Source organism: Pseudomonas sp. PDM24, from assembly GCF_019218905.1.
GTDB lineage: Bacteria > Pseudomonadota > Gammaproteobacteria > Pseudomonadales > Pseudomonadaceae > Aquipseudomonas.
The window spans coordinates 702,552-721,437 of the sequence record NZ_JAHUWR010000002.1 but is presented as its reverse complement, the minus strand read 5'-3'; the positions used below and the strand labels follow the sequence as shown (position 1 = coordinate 721,437).

Annotated in this window: 18 protein-coding genes; 14 read left to right on the top strand and 4 right to left on the bottom strand. The window is 56.5% G+C overall.

The genetic code is table 11. The features are described 5' to 3' along the window. The first annotated feature begins 226 nt into the window (after nucleotides 1-226). Entirely contained in the window at nucleotides 227-949 is a 723-nt protein-coding gene (locus KW837_RS11180) for a response regulator transcription factor (RefSeq protein WP_218395714.1), read from the top strand. A gap of 72 nt (nucleotides 950-1,021) precedes the next feature. Here KW837_RS11180 and gyrB read toward each other — a convergent pair whose 3' ends face one another. The 4 genes from gyrB to dnaA are packed head-to-tail and all read right to left on the bottom strand — an operon-like array spanning nucleotide 1,022 to nucleotide 7,232. Beyond that, entirely contained in the window at nucleotides 1,022-3,439 is a 2,418-nt protein-coding gene (gene gyrB, locus KW837_RS11175) for a DNA topoisomerase (ATP-hydrolyzing) subunit B (protein ID WP_007902994.1), read from the bottom strand. A gap of 5 nt (nucleotides 3,440-3,444) precedes the next feature. Further along, a complete protein-coding gene (recF, locus tag KW837_RS11170; protein ID WP_218395712.1) occupies nucleotides 3,445-4,548 on the bottom strand; it encodes a DNA replication/repair protein RecF in 1,104 nt (367 codons plus the stop codon). A gap of 20 nt (nucleotides 4,549-4,568) precedes the next feature. Next, entirely contained in the window at nucleotides 4,569-5,672 is a 1,104-nt protein-coding gene (dnaN, locus tag KW837_RS11165; RefSeq protein WP_007903001.1) for a DNA polymerase III subunit beta, read from the bottom strand. A gap of 39 nt (nucleotides 5,673-5,711) precedes the next feature. Continuing rightward, nucleotides 5,712-7,232, bottom strand: a complete 1,521-nt coding sequence (dnaA, locus tag KW837_RS11160; RefSeq protein ID WP_008007897.1) for a chromosomal replication initiator protein DnaA — start codon at nucleotides 7,230-7,232, stop codon at nucleotides 5,712-5,714. A 567-nt stretch (nucleotides 7,233-7,799) separates the two neighbouring features. Between dnaA and rpmH the strand changes: the two genes are divergently transcribed. From rpmH to KW837_RS11095, 13 genes are all read left to right on the top strand, one after another. After that, nucleotides 7,800-7,934 (top strand): 50S ribosomal protein L34, encoded by a 135-nt coding sequence (rpmH, locus tag KW837_RS11155; RefSeq protein WP_003213577.1) that lies wholly within the window; start codon nucleotides 7,800-7,802, stop codon nucleotides 7,932-7,934. A gap of 16 nt (nucleotides 7,935-7,950) precedes the next feature. Next, on the top strand, nucleotides 7,951-8,352 hold the full coding sequence (rnpA, locus tag KW837_RS11150) for a ribonuclease P protein component (protein ID WP_032830545.1): 402 nt from the start codon (nucleotides 7,951-7,953) through the stop codon (nucleotides 8,350-8,352). Further along, on the top strand, nucleotides 8,345-8,590 hold the full coding sequence (gene yidD / locus KW837_RS11145) for a membrane protein insertion efficiency factor YidD (RefSeq protein WP_052966011.1): 246 nt from the start codon (nucleotides 8,345-8,347) through the stop codon (nucleotides 8,588-8,590). The genes rnpA and yidD overlap by 8 nt, the downstream gene beginning before the upstream one ends. 2 nt (nucleotides 8,591-8,592) lie before the next feature. Further along, on the top strand, nucleotides 8,593-10,281 hold the full coding sequence (yidC, locus tag KW837_RS11140; protein ID WP_192345184.1) for a membrane protein insertase YidC: 1,689 nt from the start codon (nucleotides 8,593-8,595) through the stop codon (nucleotides 10,279-10,281). Between the two features lie 79 nt (nucleotides 10,282-10,360). Next, nucleotides 10,361-11,731: a tRNA uridine-5-carboxymethylaminomethyl(34) synthesis GTPase MnmE gene (mnmE, locus tag KW837_RS11135; protein WP_218395710.1), complete on the top strand. Its 1,371-nt coding sequence runs from the start codon at nucleotides 10,361-10,363 to the stop codon at nucleotides 11,729-11,731. Nucleotides 11,732-12,284: 553 nt separating this feature from the next. Next, nucleotides 12,285-14,183 (top strand): tRNA uridine-5-carboxymethylaminomethyl(34) synthesis enzyme MnmG, encoded by a 1,899-nt coding sequence (gene mnmG, locus KW837_RS11130; RefSeq protein WP_063342028.1) that lies wholly within the window; start codon nucleotides 12,285-12,287, stop codon nucleotides 14,181-14,183. After that, the gene (gene rsmG / locus KW837_RS11125) at nucleotides 14,180-14,824 is read left to right on the top strand and encodes a 16S rRNA (guanine(527)-N(7))-methyltransferase RsmG (protein WP_218395708.1); all 645 of its coding nucleotides are present in this window, start codon (nucleotides 14,180-14,182) and stop codon (nucleotides 14,822-14,824) included. The genes mnmG and rsmG overlap by 4 nt, the downstream gene beginning before the upstream one ends. 18 nt (nucleotides 14,825-14,842) lie before the next feature. Then, nucleotides 14,843-15,640 (top strand): ParA family protein, encoded by a 798-nt coding sequence (locus tag KW837_RS11120; RefSeq protein ID WP_008007890.1) that lies wholly within the window; start codon nucleotides 14,843-14,845, stop codon nucleotides 15,638-15,640. A 9-nt stretch (nucleotides 15,641-15,649) separates the two neighbouring features. Next, a complete protein-coding gene (locus KW837_RS11115) occupies nucleotides 15,650-16,522 on the top strand; it encodes a ParB/RepB/Spo0J family partition protein (protein WP_123495596.1) in 873 nt (290 codons plus the stop codon). 148 nt (nucleotides 16,523-16,670) lie between these two features. Further along, entirely contained in the window at nucleotides 16,671-17,078 is a 408-nt protein-coding gene (locus KW837_RS11110; RefSeq protein WP_007903021.1) for a F0F1 ATP synthase subunit I, read from the top strand. A 16-nt stretch (nucleotides 17,079-17,094) separates the two neighbouring features. Further along, nucleotides 17,095-17,964 (top strand): F0F1 ATP synthase subunit A, encoded by an 870-nt coding sequence (gene atpB / locus KW837_RS11105; protein WP_123495598.1) that lies wholly within the window; start codon nucleotides 17,095-17,097, stop codon nucleotides 17,962-17,964. A 133-nt stretch (nucleotides 17,965-18,097) separates the two neighbouring features. Beyond that, on the top strand, nucleotides 18,098-18,355 hold the full coding sequence (atpE, locus tag KW837_RS11100; protein ID WP_002555987.1) for a F0F1 ATP synthase subunit C: 258 nt from the start codon (nucleotides 18,098-18,100) through the stop codon (nucleotides 18,353-18,355). Nucleotides 18,356-18,412: 57 nt separating this feature from the next. After that, complete coding sequence (locus KW837_RS11095) at nucleotides 18,413-18,883, top strand: F0F1 ATP synthase subunit B (protein ID WP_063342029.1); 471 nt, start codon at nucleotides 18,413-18,415, stop codon at nucleotides 18,881-18,883. Nucleotides 18,884-18,886: the final 3 nt, after the last annotated feature.

Here is an 18,886-nt window from a genome sequence, read left to right as displayed (position 1 = left end):
TGAGCAGGGTACCGCCGAAAACCGGCGATCGACGGGCCTGCAAAGTGACTTGGCGCTCCCTGCGCCGGAGCACATCCCAATGCCCCTGTGCCGCTCAGCGACAACGAATTTACCGGCATAAATGACCTTCGCAGCAATTCGCCACAATTGTTCAGATTCGATCAATCAGCCTAAACTCCCGTAGGAATTTTCACTTTGCACTTACGAGATAAAGGAAACACTCGGCATGCGTGTCGCAATACTGGATGACGAGCCCGCTGAACTGCGCCGGGTTGAACAGACACTGCGACAGATCCCCGTCACGGGTGAGCAGGCGTGGACGCTGCATTGTTTCGAGCGGGGAGAGGACTTGCTACGGCAACTCCGGCGGGAGACCTTCGATCTACTGATCCTCGATTGGCAACTGCCCGATATCAGCGGTCTGGCGTTGTTGCGTTGGACCCGTGAACACATGGACGTACCACCCGCCGCGATCATGCTCACCAGTCGCGATACCGAAAGCGATATCGTCCAGGCGTTGAACGCCGGGGCCGATGATTACGTGAGCAAACCGTTTCGTCCCAATGAGCTGATGGCTCGGGTCAGCGCGGTGCTTCGTCGGCATGGGCTGCAACGCGCCGCGGCCACCGAAATACTGACCTTCAATGACCTCGAATTCGACGACGCCGAACTCACCGTCACCCGCGCCGCCACCCCCATCAGCCTGACCGAACGGGAATACCGGCTCGCCCGTTGCCTGTTCGCCAATCTGGGCCGACCTTTGTCCCGTGAATACTTGTATGAGCGTTTTTGGACCCATGAAGAAATAGCGTCCTCCCGCCCGCTGGATACTCATATTTATCGCCTGCGCAACAAGCTGGGCCTGACGGCCGATCGCGGTTGGCAACTGCTGACGATTTACGGGTATGGGTATCGGCTTGAGAGCGTGGCCACTGCTGCTAGCGAATGACGACCTTTCGGCGATCAATAAAAAAGGCCAACGCTTAGCGTTGGCCTTTTTCGTTTTAGCGGTCCTGCCGGATCAGAAGTCCAGGTTGGAAACCGCCAGGGCGTTACTTTCGATGAAGTCACGACGAGGTTCGACCGCATCACCCATCAGGGTGTTGAAGATCTGGTCTGCGCCAATGGCGTCTTCGATGGTCACTTTGAGCATCCGGCGCTGGCTCGGGTCCATGGTGGTTTCCCACAGCTGATCCGGGTTCATTTCGCCCAGACCTTTGTAGCGCTGGATGGTATGACGCTTGGTGCTTTCAGCCATCAGCCATTCAAGTGCTTCCTTGAATTCGGTGACCGGCTTCTTGCGCTCGCCGCGCTGGATGTACGCGCCGTCGTCCAGCAAGGTGCTCAATTGAGCGCCCAACGATACGACCGTCTTGTAATCGTTACTGCCGAAGAAATCGCGGTTGAAGGTGATGTAGTTCGACAGGCCGTGGGAGATCAGCTCGACCTCTGGCAACCAGACGTTACGTTCACGGTCTTCACGCAGGCTGGCTTTGTAAACCAGGCCGGATTTCTCGACGGTGCGCAGGCGAACTTCGAACTGAGCCATCCAATCCTGCATCGCTGCGTGATCGGACAGTTGCTCCATGCTCACCGCTGGCAGGTAGATGAAGTGCTCGGTCAGTTCCTGCGGGTACAGGCGCGACAAACGCTTGAGGGTCTTCATCACCAGACGGAAGTCATTCACCAGACGCTCGAGGGCTTCGCCGGAGATACCCGGGGCTTCTTCGTTCAGGTGCAGGCTCGCGTCTTCCAGGGCCGACTGCGTCATGTACTCTTCCATGGCGTCGTCGTCTTTGATGTATTGCTCTTGCTTGCCTTTCTTGACCTTGTACAGCGGCGGCTGAGCGATGTAGATGTAACCGCGTTCAATCAACTCCGGCAACTGACGGAAGAAGAAGGTCAGCAACAGGGTACGGATGTGCGAACCGTCGACGTCAGCATCGGTCATGATGATGATGTTGTGATAACGCAGCTTGTCGATGTTGTACTCGTCACGGCCAATGCCGCAGCCCAGCGCGGTGATCAAGGTGCCCACTTCCTGCGAAGAGATCATCTTGTCGAAGCGTGCCTTCTCGACGTTCAGGATCTTGCCCTTGAGCGGCAGGATGGCCTGGGTGCGACGGTTGCGTCCCTGCTTGGCGGAGCCGCCAGCAGAGTCACCTTCCACGAGGTACAGTTCGGAGAGGGCAGGGTCTTTTTCCTGGCAGTCAGCCAGTTTGCCCGGCAGGCCGGCAATGTCCAGCGCGCCTTTACGGCGGGTCATCTCACGGGCCTTACGCGCCGCTTCACGCGCACGCGCCGCGTCGATCATCTTGCCGACGACCAGTTTGGCTTCGTTCGGGTTTTCCAGCAGGAAGTCAGAGAAGTACTTGCCCATTTCCTGTTCGACCGCGGTCTTCACTTCGGAAGACACCAGCTTGTCCTTGGTCTGGGAGCTGAACTTCGGATCCGGCACCTTCACCGAAATAATTGCTGTCAGGCCTTCGCGGGCATCGTCACCGGTGGTGGCAACTTTGTGCTTCTTCGCCAGACCTTCAGCTTCGATGTAGGTGTTCAGGTTACGCGTCAGTGCGGAACGGAAACCCACCAGGTGAGTGCCGCCATCGCGCTGAGGGATGTTGTTGGTGAAGCACAACAGATTCTCGTTGAAGCTGTCGTTCCACTGCAGGGCGATTTCCACGCCGATGCCGTCTTCACGCTGGATATTGAAGTGGAACACCTGGTTGACCGCAGTCTTGTTGGTGTTCAGGTATTCAACGAACGCACGCAGACCACCTTCGTACTTGAACAACTCTTCCTTGCCGCTGCGCTCGTCCTTGAGGACGATGCCGACACCGGAGTTGAGGAAGGACAATTCGCGAATCCGCTTGGCCAGGATGTCCCAGCTAAAGTGGATGTTCTTGAAGGTTTCAGCCGAAGGTTTGAAGTGGATCTGGGTGCCAGTGGTTTCGCTTTCGCCAACGATTTTCATCGGCTCTTGCGGAACACCGTGGACATAAGTCTGCTCCCAGATTTTTCCGCTGCGGCGAACGGTCAGGATCAGTTCTTTGGACAGTGCGTTCACCACCGACACACCTACACCGTGCAGACCGCCGGATACCTTGTAGGAGTTGTCGTCGAACTTACCGCCGGCGTGCAGCACGGTCATGATGACCTCGGCCGCCGAGACGCCTTCTTCTTTGTGCACGTCTACCGGGATGCCACGACCGTTGTCGCGAACGGTGATGGACTCGTCCGGGTGGATGATGATGCTGATGTCGTCGCAATGGCCGGCCAAAGCTTCGTCGATCGAGTTATCGACCACCTCGAACACCATGTGGTGCAGACCACTGCCATCGTCAGTGTCACCAATGTACATACCGGGACGTTTGCGTACGGCATCCAGGCCTTTCAGCACTTTAATGCTCGTTGAGTCGTACGTATTTTCTTCGCTCAATGCCTTCACTCCCGATGGTCGTGGGTCTGGGTGATACGGCCCTGTTCCACGTGGAACAGAGCGACTGGCGTTTCCGTCTGCCAGCCTTCCCTCAATAATTCGTGATCTACACAGGTGATAAAGACCTGGCAGCGTAAGTCTTCCAGCAAGCGGCAAAGCGCGCGACGGTGGTGCTCGTCCAGTTCGGACGGCAGGTCATCCACCAGATAAATACACTGGCCGCGACGGGCCTGGCTAACCAAGTGCCCTTGGGCGATCCGCAATGCACAGACCACCAACTTCTGCTGGCCACGAGACAAGATGTCCGCGGCGTTATGTGCGCCCAATCTAAGACGCAAATCAGCGCGTTGTGGTCCGGCTTGGGTATGACCCATTTGCTGATCCCGCTGAAGGGACCCGGCGAGCACTGCACTCAACTCACGGTCTTTGTCCCAACCTCGGTAATAGCTGAGCGTTAAGCCCTCAAGCTCAAGCAGTTCGCTCAAGGTCTGTTCAAAGACTGGTTTCAAGGCTTTGATGTAAGCGCGGCGGTATTCATCTATTTCAGCGCTGGCCTGGCACAGTTCCCTGTCCCAAACCGCTTGCGAAACGGCGTCAAGTGTACCATGTCGCAGCCAAGAGTTTCTCTGGCGCAAGGCCTTCTGCAAGCGCTGCCACGTGGACATGAATCGGGGTTCCACGTGGAACACACCCCAGTCGAGAAACTGTCGGCGAATCTTCGGCGCACCTTCCAGCAGGCGGAAGCTGTCCGGGTTGATCAACTGCAACGGCAGGATCTCTGCCAGTTGCGCAGCACTTCGGGCGTTCTGCCCATCGATGCGAATCTGGAACTCACCCTGCCGGTCGCGAGATATCCCTAACGCGCTGTGTCCACCCTCGGCCAGTTCGACCTGGCCAAACACCGTGCACGCCAATTGCTCGTATTGAATGACGGGTAATAGACGGCTGCTACGAAACGAACGGGCAAGCCCCAGCAGATGAATGGCTTCCAGAACACTGGTTTTGCCGCTGCCGTTGGCGCCGTAAAGAATGTTGATCCGGGGGGAGGGGGAGAAGGTCACCGGGTGCAGATTACGCACCGCGGTGACCGAGACGCGACTTAAGGACATCTAGGTTCTGCTGAGCATGTTTACAGACGCATCGGCATGACAACGTAAGCCGAGTCGTCGTTGTCGGACTCTTGTACCAGCGCACTGCTGTTGGAGTCGGACAGGATCAAGCGAACCTGCTCGGTGGTCATCACGCCCAGTACGTCGAGCAGATAGCTCACGTTGAAGCCGATTTCCAGAGAGCCGCCGTTGTACTCAACGCCCACTTCTTCTTCCGCTTCTTCCTGCTCCGGGTTGTTCGCCTGAATCTTCAGCTGACCATTGGCCAGTTGCAGACGGATGCCACGGTACTTCTCGTTGGACAGAATCGCGGTACGGCTGAACGCTTCACGCAAGGCCTGGCGATCGCCGAGTACCAGCTTGTCGCCGCCTTTAGGCAGAACACGCTCGTAGTCAGGGAATTTACCGTCGACCAGTTTCGAGGTGAAAGTGAACTCGCCGGTGGTGGCGCGAATGTGGTGCTGGCCCAGCACGATGCTGACGTTGCCGTCCGGTTCTGTCAGCAGGCGCGCCAGCTCAAGGATACCCTTGCGTGGCACGATAACCTGGTGGCGATCAGGTTGGCCGATATCGGCCTGCATCGAACACATGGCCAGACGGTGACCGTCGGTGGCCACGGCGCGGATGATCCCGGCCGAGACTTCCAGCAGCATGCCGTTGAGGTAGTAGCGTACGTCCTGCTGCGCCATCGCGAAGCTGGTGCGTTCAATCAGACGACGCAGTTTGCTTTGCTCAAGGCTGCAGGTCAGCGAGCCTGGGCCTTCTTCCACCGTCGGGAAGTCATTGGCTGGCAGGGTCGAAAGGGTGAAGCGGCTTCGGCCGGCCTTCACCACGAGCTTCTGCTCGTCGACCTTGATGTCGATCAGCGCATCGTTCGGCAAGCTCTTGCAGATGTCCATCAGCTTGCGCGCAGGCACAGTGATGGAACCCGGGTCCGCAGGCTCTTCGAGTTGTACACGACCGACCAGCTCGACTTCCAGGTCGGTACCGGTCAGCGACAATTGCTGGCCTTCGACAACCAGCAGCACGTTGGAGAGTACCGGCAAGGTCTGTCGGCGCTCGACGACGCCTGCGACCAGTTGCAGGGGTTTCAACAGGGCTTCGCGTTGAATGGTGAAATGCATGGTCTAGTCCCTTGCCTTAATAAGCTGCGCTGGTGTTCATCAAGTAGTCAGTGTACGCAGCAGGTTCTTATAGTCCTCGCGGATGTCCGCGTCGGATTCCTTAAGCTCGTTGATCTTGCGGCAGGCGTGCAAAACAGTCGTGTGATCGCGGCCGCCAAACACATCGCCGATTTCCGGCAGGCTGTGGTTGGTCAATTCCTTGGACAACGCCATGGCGACCTGACGCGGACGTGCTACCGAGCGTGAACGACGCTTGGACAGCAAGTCGGAGATCTTGATCTTGTAATACTCGGCGACGGTGCGCTGAATGTTATCCACAGACACCAGTTTGTCTTGCAGCGCCAACAAGTCTTTCAGGGATTCGCGAATCAGCTCGATGGTGATATCGCGGCCCATGAAGTGCGAGTGGGCGATCACGCGTTTGAGCGCGCCTTCCAGTTCGCGGACGTTGGAGCGAATACGCTGGGCAATGAAGAACGCCGCGTCGTGTGGCAGATCGACTTTGGCCTGGTCGGCCTTTTTCATCAGGATCGCCACGCGGGTTTCCAGCTCTGGCGGCTCGACGGCAACCGTCAAGCCCCAGCCGAAACGTGACTTCAGGCGTTCTTCAAGGCCTTCGATTTCTTTCGGATAGCGGTCACTGGTAAGAATGACCTGCTGGCCACCTTCAAGCAGGGCGTTGAAGGTGTGGAAAAACTCTTCCTGAGAGCGTTCCTTGCGGGCGAAGAACTGAATGTCATCGATCAGCAACGCATCCACCGAGCGGTAGAAGCGCTTGAACTCGTTGATCGCATTCAGCTGCAAAGCCTTGACCATGTCCGCAACGAAACGCTCGGAATGCAGGTACACAACCTTGGCATTCGGATTCTTCTTTAACAGGTGGTTACCCACTGCGTGCATCAAGTGGGTTTTACCCAAGCCGACACCGCCATAAAGGAAGAGCGGGTTATAGCCGTGCTTGGGGTTGTCCGCCACCTGCCAGGCCGCAGCCCGGGCCAGTTGGTTGGACTTGCCTTCGACGAAGTTCTCGAAGGTAAAGGTGCGGTTCAGGTAACTGGTGTGCTTGAGCGCGCCTTCGACCTGCACCGTACGCTGTTCGGAGCGAACCGGGGCCTGTTGCGAACTGGCGCCTGCCATTGGATCGAAGCTGTCGCGAGACGGCTCTTCACTGACTTCAGCAACCTTTTGTGTCGCACGTTTGGTCGATGCAGCTGCCGGGGCTGGCGCCGGAGCGCTGACAGGCGCTTGAGCGGCCTGAGCCTGAGACGCCGCGGCGGCCAATGGAGCATTAGGTGCCGCACGCGGTGCCGAACTGCGTTTGCTGCCTATTAATAAGGAGAGCGCCGGCGCCAGGCCATTGCCATGCTCATCGAGCAGTTCAAGGACGCGCCCCAGGTACTTTTCATTGACCCAATCGAGAACAAAACGATTCGGCGCGTAGACACGCAGCTCGTCGCCTTCGGCTTCGACCTGTAGTGGACGGATCCAAGTGTTGAATTGTTGGGCAGGCAGCTCATCGCGCAAAAGCTCTACGCACTGCTGCCAAAGTTCCACTGACACGGATATCCCCTAAGTTGAAAGCCGGTGAGGCAAAAACAAGCAGTCATTGTAGCGACCAGTCGTCCACTTATCCACATGCAGGTTGCGCACAGGGCATGATTTATCAATGCGTTAACCCTCGAAAAGAAGACCAACGGTATGTGCATAAGCTCTGTGGATAACCGCCCATGAGGGCACTGGACAAGTGGGGGCGAAACTCGGTGGATAACCTGCCTGTGGATAACTGGCCTTTCCACACACAGCTTATCCGACAGCGCAGCACAGGCTGACCACCGTTTTCCACCGTAGTTGTCATTCTCTGTACATCACGGTTTAGAAGGGCTAAAGGCAGTTATCCACAGATGAACGTGCCTCTAGCTTTTATAAGCTTTACAGAAAAGCTTTAAATAATTCCCTTCTTTATTTCTATATCTGGCGAACGACCTTCGCCGGGTAAATCGTCTGGAGATCTATTTATAAGGAAACGCTGGTTGGAAATTGACCTAGAGGCTTGCTTTCTCTAGAATCCCCGGTCTCTTAAAACGGGGGCCATTCCGGCCCGTTGTGGACGAACCAGGTAACACGACAATGAAACGTACTTTCCAACCAAGCACTATCAAACGCGCTCGTACCCACGGTTTCCGTGCTCGCATGGCTACCAAGAACGGTCGTGCCGTTCTGTCGCGTCGCCGCGCCAAAGGTCGTGCGCGTCTGGCAGTTTGATAAGCCGGCACTGGAGGTGAGTCAGGACTTCAGTCGGGAAAAGCGTCTGCTTACCCCCCGGCATTTCAAGGCAGTCTTTGACTCCCCTACCGGCAAGGTTCCGGGGAAAAATCTCCTGCTCCTTGCGCGCAATAACGATCTTGATCACCCCCGTCTCGGGCTGGTTATCGGGAAAAAGAGCGTAAAGCTCTCCGTCGAGCGCAATCGCCTCAAACGTCTGATGCGCGAATCGTTTCGCCTGAACCAGGATTTACTGGTCGGTTGGGACATCGTTATCGTCGCGCGCAAAGGTTTGGGTGACGTAGAAAGCCCCGAATTGATTCAGCATTTCGACAAACTCTGGAAACGTCTGGCACGCAGCAAGCCGGTACCAGCAGTCAAAACCGAAACTGTAGGGGTAGACAGTACCGATGCGTAAACTGGCACTCGTTCCGATCCAGTTTTATCGCTATGCCATCAGTCCCCTGATGGCCAGTCACTGTCGTTTCTACCCCAGTTGTTCCTGCTACGCGTATGAAGCCATAGAAAATCATGGCCTTCTGCGCGGTGGCTGGCTGACCTTTCGTCGTTTAGGTCGCTGTCATCCGTGGAATCCCGGTGGTTATGACCCGGTTCCATCTATCCCTACCTCCCGTTCTTCTTCGATGGCCGAGTAATCATGGATATCAAACGCACGATCCTGATCGTCGCCCTGGCAATCGTGTCCTACGTTATGGTCCTTAAATGGAACCAGGACTATGGTCAGGCTGCCCTGCCGACTCAGAATGTTGCTTCCAGTACTACCGCACCGGGCCTGCCGGATACGGCGACTGGCAATAATGCTTCTGTCAGTGACGACATTCCACGCGCCACAAGCGATACCAGTGCAACTGCACCTGCTGAAACACCAGTAGCTGCAAGCAAAGACCTCATCCAGATCAAAACGGATGTGCTCAACCTGGCAATCGACCCACAAGGTGGCGATGTTGCCCAGTTGACGTTGCCACTGTATCCACGTCGTCAGGATCATCCGGAAATTCCATTCCAGCTGTTTGATAACGGCAACGAGCGGACTTATCTGGCTCAGAGTGGCCTGATCGGCACCAACGGTCCGGACGCAAGTCCTGCCGGTCGTCCGGTTTACTCCTCCGAGAAGAAGATTTATCAACTGGCTGACGGTCAAGACCAATTGGTTGTTGACCTGAAGTTCAGCAAGGACGGTGTCAACTACATCAAGCGTTTCACGCTGAAACGTGGCCTGTATGACGTAACCGTTTCCTACCTGATCGACAACCAGAGCGCTCAGCCCTGGTCCGGTGCAATGTTCGCGCAATTGAAGCGTGATGCCAGCTCCGATCCTTCTTCCAGCACCGCCACCGGCACCGCGACTTACCTGGGTGCCGCCCTGTGGACAAGTAACGAGCCGTACAAGAAAGTGTCGATGAGCGACATGGACAAGGCTCAGCTGAAAGAAACCGTCACTGGTGGTTGGGTTGCCTGGTTGCAGCACTACTTCGTGACTGCGTGGATTCCGGTCAAGGGCGAGAACAACATCGTCCAGACCCGTAAAGACAGCAAAGGCAACTACATCATCGGCTACACCGCCCCGGCAATGACTGTCGCGCCAGGTGCAAAAGCCGAAACCAGTGCCGTTCTGTACGCAGGTCCGAAAAGCCAGGCTGTCCTGAAAGAGTTGTCCCCAGGTCTGGAACTGACCGTCGACTACGGCATTCTGTGGTTCATTGCCCAGCCAATCTTCTGGTTGCTGCAACATATCCACGCGCTGGTCGGTAACTGGGGCTGGTCGATCATCTTCCTGACCATGCTGATCAAGGGGATTTTCTTCCCTCTGTCGGCTGCCAGCTACAAATCCATGGCGCGCATGCGTGCAGTGGCACCGAAACTGGCTGCGCTGAAAGAGCAACATGGCGACGACCGGCAGAAAATGTCGCAAGCCATGATGGAGCTGTACAAGAAAGAGAAGATCAATCCGCTGGGTGGCTGCTTGCCAATCCTGGTGCAGATGCCGGTTTTCCTTTCGCTGTACTGGGTTCTGCTGGAAAGCGTGGAAATGCGCCAGGCGCCGTTCATGCTGTGGATTACTGACCTGTCGATCAAGGATCCGTTCTTCATTCTGCCGATCATCATGGGTGCAACCATGTTCATCCAGCAGCAGTTGAACCCGACTCCTCCGGATCCGATGCAGGCGAAGGTCATGAAAATGATGCCAATCATCTTCACCTTCTTCTTCCTGTGGTTCCCGGCGGGTCTGGTGCTGTACTGGGTTGTGAACAACTGCCTGTCCATCGCCCAACAGTGGTACATCACGCGTAAGATCGAAGCGGCTACCAAAAAAGCCGAGGCGTAACTTACTCTGTGGATAACCACTCAAAACGCCCCCTAGTGGGGCGTTTTGCTATCTGTCACTTTTGTCTGGATACCGGTTTATGAGCGTTCCTCGTGAAACCATCGCTGCCGTCGCCACCGCTCAAGGTCGCGGCGGTGTGGGCATCGTCCGTATTTCCGGGCCGCTGGCGAGTCTGGCGGCCAAAGCCATCAGCGGTCGCGAACTGAAACCGCGGTTTGCCCATTACGGCCCGTTCCTCAGTGCAAACGAAGAGGTTCTGGACGAAGGCATCGCGCTTTATTTCCCTGGACCGAACTCGTTCACCGGCGAAGATGTGCTTGAACTGCAGGGCCACGGCGGGCCGATCGTTCTGGATATGTTGCTCAAACGTTGCCTGGAGCTGGGCTGTCGTCTGGCCCGACCAGGTGAATTCAGCGAGCGTGCCTTCCTCAACGACAAGCTCGATCTGGCTCAGGCCGAAGCCATTGCCGACTTGATCGAGGCAAGTTCTGCACAGGCGGCACGAAACGCCCTGCGTTCGTTGCAGGGTGCGTTTTCCCAGCGTGTGCATAACCTCACCGAGCAACTGATAGGCCTGCGTATTTACGTCGAAGCAGCCATCGACTTCCCCGAAGAAGAAATCGACTTCCTCGCCGATGGTCATGTCCTGAGCATGCTCGACAAAGTGCGCGACGAATTATCCACAGTGCTGCGTGAAGCCGGGCAGGGGGCCTTGCTGCGTGACGGTATGACCGTGGTGATCGCCGGCCGGCCGAATGCCGGCAAGTCCAGCCTTCTGAATGCCTTGGCCGGACGCGAAGCCGCGATCGTGACCGAGATTGCCGGCACGACCCGGGATATTCTTCGCGAACATATCCACATTGATGGCATGCCGTTGCACGTGGTCGACACTGCCGGCTTGCGCGATACCGATGATCAGGTGGAAAAAATTGGCGTCGAACGGGCATTGAAAGCTATCGGCGAGGCAGATCGGGTCTTGCTGGTGGTCGATGCCACGGCTCCCGAGGCTCTTGATCCCTTTGCCTTGTGGCCTGAATTCCTCGAAACCCGCCCGGACCCGGCAAAAGTTACCCTTATCCGCAACAAGGCTGACCTGACGGGGGAAGCGATTGCCCTGGAGGTCAGTGGCGATGGCCATGTCACCATCAGTCTCAGTGCCAAATCCGCTGGCATGGGACTGGACCTGTTACGCGAACACCTCAAGGCCTGCATGGGTTACGAGCAGACCTCCGAAAGCAGCTTCAGTGCTCGCAGGCGTCACCTGGAGGCACTGCGTCATGCGAGTGCGTCCCTTGAGCATGGCCGTGCGCAGCTGACGTTAGCGGGTGCTGGTGAACTGTTGGCCGAAGATTTGCGGCAGGCGCAGCAGTCTTTGGGCGAAATCACCGGCGCATTCAGCTCCGATGATCTGCTGGGAAGGATCTTTTCCAGCTTCTGTATCGGTAAATAGTCCCTTCCGCAGTTCACAGACAGGCCACTCGGGCCTGTCTGCTCTCTCCTTTTCTGAAATTTTTTTCCCAGTGCCGAAGCAGATTCTTCGCTTGAGCGGATTTCCCTTGCCCAGAATTTGCTCATTCGGCGGCTTTTCTGTGGATTAAGCCCTGTGAATAAGTGCCGCTAAGGGCAGTTGATAACAGGGCCCCAAAACTGAAGATAACCACCTCTGTGGATAACCACCCCTTTCATCCACAGGCTTACACCGGTTATCCAAGGGCCTCCTTGGTACATGACCACAGGGTTTTGAATCGCTGTACATATTGAAAATAAAGGGCTGTAGCAATCTATCCACAGAAAGGTGGCTCAGTAGAAATAAACATAAAAACAAAGATTTAATAAATTTCTCTCTTTTTAATTTCTATAACCCCGACTTCTCCACAGCTGGTTAAATTTTGTGCAAAGGGTTCTTTAGGAAGGGCGAAGTCCCTATACTTGCCGACCAGGTCCAAAAACCTGAGCTCAAACTATTTCCGGATTACCTGACTGAAGCAGGCACGAGGTGCGTGGTGGATTTCCCTTCCCGTTTTGAAGTGATCGTCATCGGCGGCGGTCATGCCGGTACCGAGGCAGCACTGGCGTCAGCACGTATGGGGGCAAAAACCCTGTTGCTGACGCATAACGTGGAAACCCTCGGTGCCATGAGTTGCAACCCAGCCATTGGCGGGATCGGCAAAAGCCATTTGGTTAAAGAAATCGATGCCCTGGGCGGCGCGATGGCCATGGCTACCGATAAAGGCGGTATTCAGTTTCGCGTATTGAACAGCCGCAAAGGCCCAGCCGTGCGTGCAACCCGCGCTCAGGCAGATCGGGTTCTGTACAAGGCCGCTGTTCGCGAAGCTTTGGAAAACCAGCCGAACCTGTGGATATTTCAACAGGCTGCTGACGACCTGATCGTCGAGCAGGAACAAGTGCGCGGAGTTGTCACCCAAATGGGCCTGCGTTTCTTCGCAGATTCCGTGGTGTTGACCACCGGCACCTTCCTCGGTGGACTTATCCACATCGGCATGCAGAATTATTCCGGAGGTCGCGCCGGTGATCCGCCGTCGATTGCCCTCGCTCATCGTCTGCGTGAACTGCCATTGCGTGTCGGTCGCCTGAAAACCGGTACACCGCCGCGTATCGACGGTCGCTCTGTGGATTTCTCGGTGATGACCGAGCAAGCGGGGGATACGCCGATTCCGGTGATGTCGTTCATGGGTTCCAAAGAGCAGCATCCGAAACAGGTCAGCTGCTGGATTACCCACACCAACGCCCGCACCCACGAAATTATTGCTGCCAACCTTGATCGTTCGCCGATGTATTCCGATGCGGGGTTGATCGAAGGCATCGGCCCGCGTTATTGCCCATCGATCGAAGACAAGATCCACCGCTTTGCCGACAAGGAAAGCCACCAGGTCTTCATCGAGCCGGAAGGTCTGACCACCCACGAGCTGTACCCGAACGGGATATCCACATCCTTGCCGTTCGATGTGCAATTGCAGATCGTTCAATCGATCCGCGGCATGGAAAACGCGCACATCGTTCGTCCGGGCTACGCCATCGAGTACGACTACTTCGACCCGCGTGACCTGAAGTACAGCCTGGAAACCAAAGTGATTGGCGGTCTGTTCTTCGCCGGGCAAATCAATGGCACCACCGGTTACGAAGAAGCCGGCGCCCAGGGTTTACTGGCCGGAGCCAACGCCGCACTGCGTGCGCAGGGCAAAGACGCCTGGTGCCCGCGTCGCGACGAAGCGTACATCGGCGTTTTGGTCGACGACCTGATTACTCTGGGTACCCAGGAACCGTATCGGATGTTCACATCCCGCGCCGAATACCGTTTGATCCTGCGCGAAGACAACGCCGACCTGCGCTTGACCGAAAAAGGTCGCGAATTGGGTCTGGTGGATGACGTGCGTTGGGCAGCGTTCTGCAAGAAACGCGAAAGCATCGATCTGGAAGAGCAACGCCTGAAAAGTACCTGGGTTCGCCCGGGTACCGAGCAGGGCGATGCGATTTCCGAGAAATTCGGTACGCCGCTGACCCACGAATACAATTTGCTCAACCTGCTGAGCCGTCCGGAAATCGACTACGCTGGTCTGATCGCTGTGACCGGTGGGGGCGCAGAAGATCCACAGGTCGCCGAACAGGTCGAAATCAAGACCAAATATGCCGGTTACATCGATCGTCAACAGGATGAAATCGCGCGCTTGCGGGCCAGCGAAGACACCAAACTGCCTGTGGATATCGATTACACGAACATCTCCGGTCTCTCGAAAGAGATCCAGAGCAAGCTCGGCGCGACCCGTCCAGAGACTTTGGGCCAGGCGTCGCGTATCCCGGGCGTAACCCCGGCAGCGATTTCGCTGTTGATGATTCATTTGAAAAAACGCGGCGCGGGCCGTCAGTTGGAGCAAAGCGCTTGAGTTCGTTGGTTACCTCGCAACACGCCGAAGAGTTATCCACAGGCGCGCGCCAGCTCGGTGTCAACCTGACGGAAGCCCAGCATGCACAGCTGCTGGGTTATCTGGCCCTGTTGATAAAATGGAACAAGGCCTACAACCTCACGGCCGTGCGTGATCCAGACGAAATGGTTTCACGGCATTTGCTCGACAGCCTGAGCGTTATGTCCTTCATCGAAAACGGCCGTTGGCTGGATGTGGGCAGTGGCGGCGGCATGCCAGGGATTCCCCTGGCGATCCTGTTTCCCGAGTCGCAAGTGACCTGCCTGGACAGCAACGGCAAGAAAACCCGCTTCCTGACCCAGGTCAAACTCGAACTCAAACTGGATAACCTGCAAGTTATCCACAGTCGCGTCGAAGCCTTCCAGCCGGAACTGCCATTCAACGGGATCATTTCCCGGGCGTTCAGCAGCATGGAGAACTTCAGCAACTGGACTCGCCATTTGGGCGACACCGAAACACGTTGGCTGGCAATGAAGGGCGTTCATCCCGCTGATGAGCTGGTAGCATTGCCGGCAGACTTCCACCTCGATAGCGAACACGCCCTGGCCGTACCCGGTTGCCAAGGCCAACGCCATCTGCTGATACTGCGCCGCACGGCATGATTGGGAACACAAGCAAGAATGGCTAAGGTATTCGCGATAGCGAACCAAAAGGGTGGTGTGGGCAAGACCACCACCTGCATCAACCTCGCAGCTTCCCTGGTCGCTACCAAGCGTCGGGTGCTGTTGATCGATCTCGATCCACAGGGCAACGCCACGATGGGTAGCGGTGTGGATAAACACGGCCTGGAAAACTCGGTCTACGACCTGCTGATCGGCGAATGCGATCTGGCCCAGGCCATGCACTATTCCGAGCATGGCGGTTATCAATTGCTGCCGGCCAACCGCGACCTGACCGCGGCCGAAGTCGTTCTGCTGGAAATGCAGATGAAGGAAAGCCGTCTACGCAGTGCGTTGGCGCCGATCCGTGAAAACTACGATTACATTTTGATCGACTGCCCGCCGTCGCTGTCGATGTTGACGCTCAATGCGCTGGTTGCCGCCGACGGGGTGATTATCCCCATGCAGTGCGAGTACTTCGCGCTCGAAGGGTTGAGCGACCTTGTGGATAACATCAAGCGCATTGCCGAACTGCTGAACCCGAACCTGAAAGTCGAAGGCCTGTTGCGAACCATGTACGACCCGCGTCTGAGCCTGATGAACGACGTATCGGCGCAGCTCAAGGAACACTTCGGCGATCAGCTCTACGACACCGTCATTCCACGCAACATCCGCTTGGCCGAAGCGCCAAGCTATGGCATGCCGGCGCTGGCGTACGACAAATCATCGCGGGGCGCGATTGCCTATCTTGCATTGGCTGGCGAGATGGTTCGCCGTCAGCGCAAAAACTCACGCATCGCCGCTGCTCAGGCAACTTAAGGAATCCCCATGGCCGTCAAGAAACGAGGTCTCGGACGTGGACTGGATGCACTGCTGAGTGGTCCGACTGTCAGCTCGCTGGAAGAGCAAGCGGTACAAGCCGATCAGCGTGAGCTGCAGCACCTGCCCCTGGACCTGATCCAGCGTGGCAAGTACCAGCCGCGTCGGGACATGGATCCTCAGGCGCTGGAAGAGCTGGCGCAGTCGATCAGGGCCCAGGGCGTGATGCAGCCGATCGTGGTGCGCCCGATCGGCAGCGGGCGCTTCGAAATCATCGCCGGCGAACGCCGCTGGCGTGCCAGCCAACAGGCTGGCCAGGAAACCATCCCGGCAATGGTTCGCGATGTGCCGGATGAAACCGCCATCGCCATGGCGCTAATCGAGAACATCCAGCGTGAAGACCTCAATCCGATCGAAGAAGCGGTGGCCTTGCAGCGTTTGCAGCAGGAATTCCAGCTGACTCAGCAACAAGTTGCCGAGGCTGTGGGTAAGTCCCGCGTCACCGTGGCCAATCTGTTGCGTCTGATTGCGCTGCCGGAAGTCATCAAGACCATGCTGTCTCACGGCGACCTGGAAATGGGTCATGCCCGTGCCTTGCTCGGTTTGCCGGAAAATCAACAAGTTGAAGGGGCGCGACACGTTGTCGCACGGGGGCTGACTGTGCGCCAGACTGAAGCACTGGTTCGCCAGTGGTTGAGTGGCAAACCGGAGCCTGTGGAACCGGCAAAACCGGACCCGGATATCACCCGACTCGAGCAGCGTCTGGCCGAGCGCCTAGGCTCTGCGGTGCAGATCCGCCACGGAAAGAAGGGTAAGGGGCAGCTGGTGATCGGCTACAACTCTCTTGATGAGCTTCAAGGTGTGCTCGCACACATCCGCTGAAACAATTCCTCATGTAGCGTGAAGTCGGAAATCACTACCTGACAGTTGAATAGGGGCAGAACCGCCCCTATACTCTGCGCGCATTTTGTCGGCACAAATTATGCCAAGTTATTGAATTCTGGCAGCCGACCATTGGGGAGCAAAAGAGATGGAAAACCGCACGCCAGACCGCTTGCCGTTCCATCGCCTGGCAGTTTTTCCGGTGTTAATGGCTCAATTTGTCGTTTTGCTGATTGCCGCTTTGGCGCTCTGGCAATGGCATGGAGTCGTTGCCGGGTACTCGGGACTCTGCGGAGGCCTGATAGCCTTGCTTCCCAATATTTATTTCGCTCACAGGGCATTTCGGTTTTCCGGCGCCCGAGCAGCTCAAGCTATCGTCCGGTCTTTTTATGCCGGCGAGGCGGGCAAACTGATTTTGACGGCAGTGCTGTTTGCATTGACGTTCGCAGGTGTGAAGCCATTGGCGCCGTTAGCAGTATTCGGCGTCTTCGTGCTGACCCAACTGGTTAGCTGGTTCGCTCCCCTGCTAATGAGAACAAGACTTTCGAGACCTTAGGGCGTTTGAGGCAACCATGGCAGAGACAACCGCTTCGGGCTATATCCAGCACCACTTGCAGAACCTGACCTTCGGTCAGCATCCAACTGGCGGGTGGGGTTTTGCCCACACCGCAGCAGAAGCCAAAGAAATGGGCTTCTGGGCTTTCCACGTCGATACGCTCGGCTGGTCGGTCGCGTTGGGTCTGATTTTCGTTCTTCTTTTCCGCATGGCGGCAAAGAAGGCGACGTCCGGTCAGCCTGGTGCTTTGCAGAACTTCGTCGAGGTTATGATCGAGTTCGTTGACGGCAGCGTGAAAGATACTTTCCACGGCCGTAATCCATTGATCGCGCCATTGGCCCTGACGATTTTTGTCTGGGTGTTCCTGATGAACGCCGTCGACCTGGTACCGGTTGACTGGATTCCGAAGCTGGCTGCCATCATTACGGGCGACCCGCACCTGGTCTTCCGTGCCGTTCCTACCACTGACCCGAATGCGACCCTGGGTATGTCCCTGTCGGTATTCGCGTTGATCATTTTCTACAGCATCAAGGTCAAGGGCATCAGCGGTTTCATTGGCGAACTGACCCTGCACCCGTTCGGCAGCAAGAACATCTTCGTTCAAGCCCTGCTGATTCCGGTGAACTTCCTGCTGGAGTTCGTGACGCTGGTGGCCAAGCCAATCTCTCTGGCACTGCGTCTGTTCGGCAACATGTACGCCGGCGAGCTGGTCTTCATTCTGATTGCTGTGATGTTCGGCAGCGGTCTGCTCTGGCTTAGCGGCCTGGGCGTAGTTCTGCAGTGGGCGTGGGCTGTGTTCCACATCCTGATCATCACCCTGCAGGCGTTTATCTTCATGATGCTGACCATCGTCTACCTGTCGATGGCGCACGAAGAGAACCATTAAGACCAGTCTCGACTAGTCTGATGTCCCACCCGGTAAAGCGGGTGGGTGCCCGAACAGGGCTATGAAACGATTTGTTTTACCGCTTTAAAATCTAAAAAACCTAAACCATACGACGTAAAAGTCGGGAGGAAAGATGGAAACTGTAGTTGGTCTAACCGCTATCGCTGTTGCACTGTTGATCGGCCTGGGCGCACTGGGTACCGCAATTGGTTTCGGCCTGTTGGGCGGCAAGTTCCTGGAAGGCGCAGCGCGTCAGCCAGAAATGGTTCCAATGCTGCAAGTCAAAATGTTCATCGTTGCCGGTCTGCTCGACGCCGTAACCATGATCGGTGTTGGTATCGCTTTGTTCTTCACCTTCGCGAACCCATTCGTTGGTCAACTCGCTGGCTAATCACTCGAACCTTCGAGTTGATTGGTGTGATGTGCAACGAACGAGCGAGGTGTTGGCGTGAACATTAATGCAACCCTGATTGGCCAGTCCGTTGCGTTCTTCATTTTTGTACTGTTTTGCATGAAGTTCGTGTGGCCTCCGGTCATCGCGGCTTTGCACGAACGTCAGAAGAAGATCGCGGATGGACTGGACGCTGCCAGCCGAGCAGCTCGCGACCTGGAGTTGGCCCATGAGAAAGTGGGTCAGCAACTGCGCGAAGCGAAAGCTCAGGCAGCTGAAATCATTGAGCAAGCCAAGAAACGCGGTAATCAGATCGTTGACGAGGCTGTTGAAAAAGCCCGTATCGACGCTGACCGTGTGAAGGTTCAGGCTCAGGCCGAGATCGAGCAGGAACTGAACAGTGTCAAAGACGCGCTGCGTGCCCAACTGGGTGCACTGGCTGTCGGCGGCGCCGAGAAGATCCTGGGTGCCACAATCGATCAAAACGCGCACGCGGAGCTGGTAAACAAACTGGCTGCTGAAATTTAAGCG

What these genes read in the sequence shown, in the direction of transcription:
- atpB (WP_123495598.1), top strand. Translation starts at nt 17,095, where the DNA reads ATGGCAGAGACAACCGCTTCGGGCTATATCCAGCACCACTTGCAGAAC.
- KW837_RS11180 (WP_218395714.1), top strand. Translation starts at nt 227, where the DNA reads ATGCGTGTCGCAATACTGGATGACGAGCCCGCTGAACTGCGCCGGGTT.
- KW837_RS11120 (WP_008007890.1), top strand. Translation starts at nt 14,843, where the DNA reads ATGGCTAAGGTATTCGCGATAGCGAACCAAAAGGGTGGTGTGGGCAAG.
- KW837_RS11115 (WP_123495596.1), top strand. Translation starts at nt 15,650, where the DNA reads ATGGCCGTCAAGAAACGAGGTCTCGGACGTGGACTGGATGCACTGCTG.
- rpmH (WP_003213577.1), top strand. Translation starts at nt 7,800, where the DNA reads ATGAAACGTACTTTCCAACCAAGCACTATCAAACGCGCTCGTACCCAC.
- recF (WP_218395712.1), bottom strand. Translation starts at nt 4,548, where the DNA reads ATGTCCTTAAGTCGCGTCTCGGTCACCGCGGTGCGTAATCTGCACCCG.
- atpE (WP_002555987.1), top strand. Translation starts at nt 18,098, where the DNA reads ATGGAAACTGTAGTTGGTCTAACCGCTATCGCTGTTGCACTGTTGATC.
- dnaN (WP_007903001.1), bottom strand. Translation starts at nt 5,672, where the DNA reads ATGCATTTCACCATTCAACGCGAAGCCCTGTTGAAACCCCTGCAACTG.
- yidC (WP_192345184.1), top strand. Translation starts at nt 8,593, where the DNA reads ATGGATATCAAACGCACGATCCTGATCGTCGCCCTGGCAATCGTGTCC.
- KW837_RS11110 (WP_007903021.1), top strand. Translation starts at nt 16,671, where the DNA reads ATGGAAAACCGCACGCCAGACCGCTTGCCGTTCCATCGCCTGGCAGTT.
- yidD (WP_052966011.1), top strand. Translation starts at nt 8,345, where the DNA reads ATGCGTAAACTGGCACTCGTTCCGATCCAGTTTTATCGCTATGCCATC.
- mnmE (WP_218395710.1), top strand. Translation starts at nt 10,361, where the DNA reads ATGAGCGTTCCTCGTGAAACCATCGCTGCCGTCGCCACCGCTCAAGGT.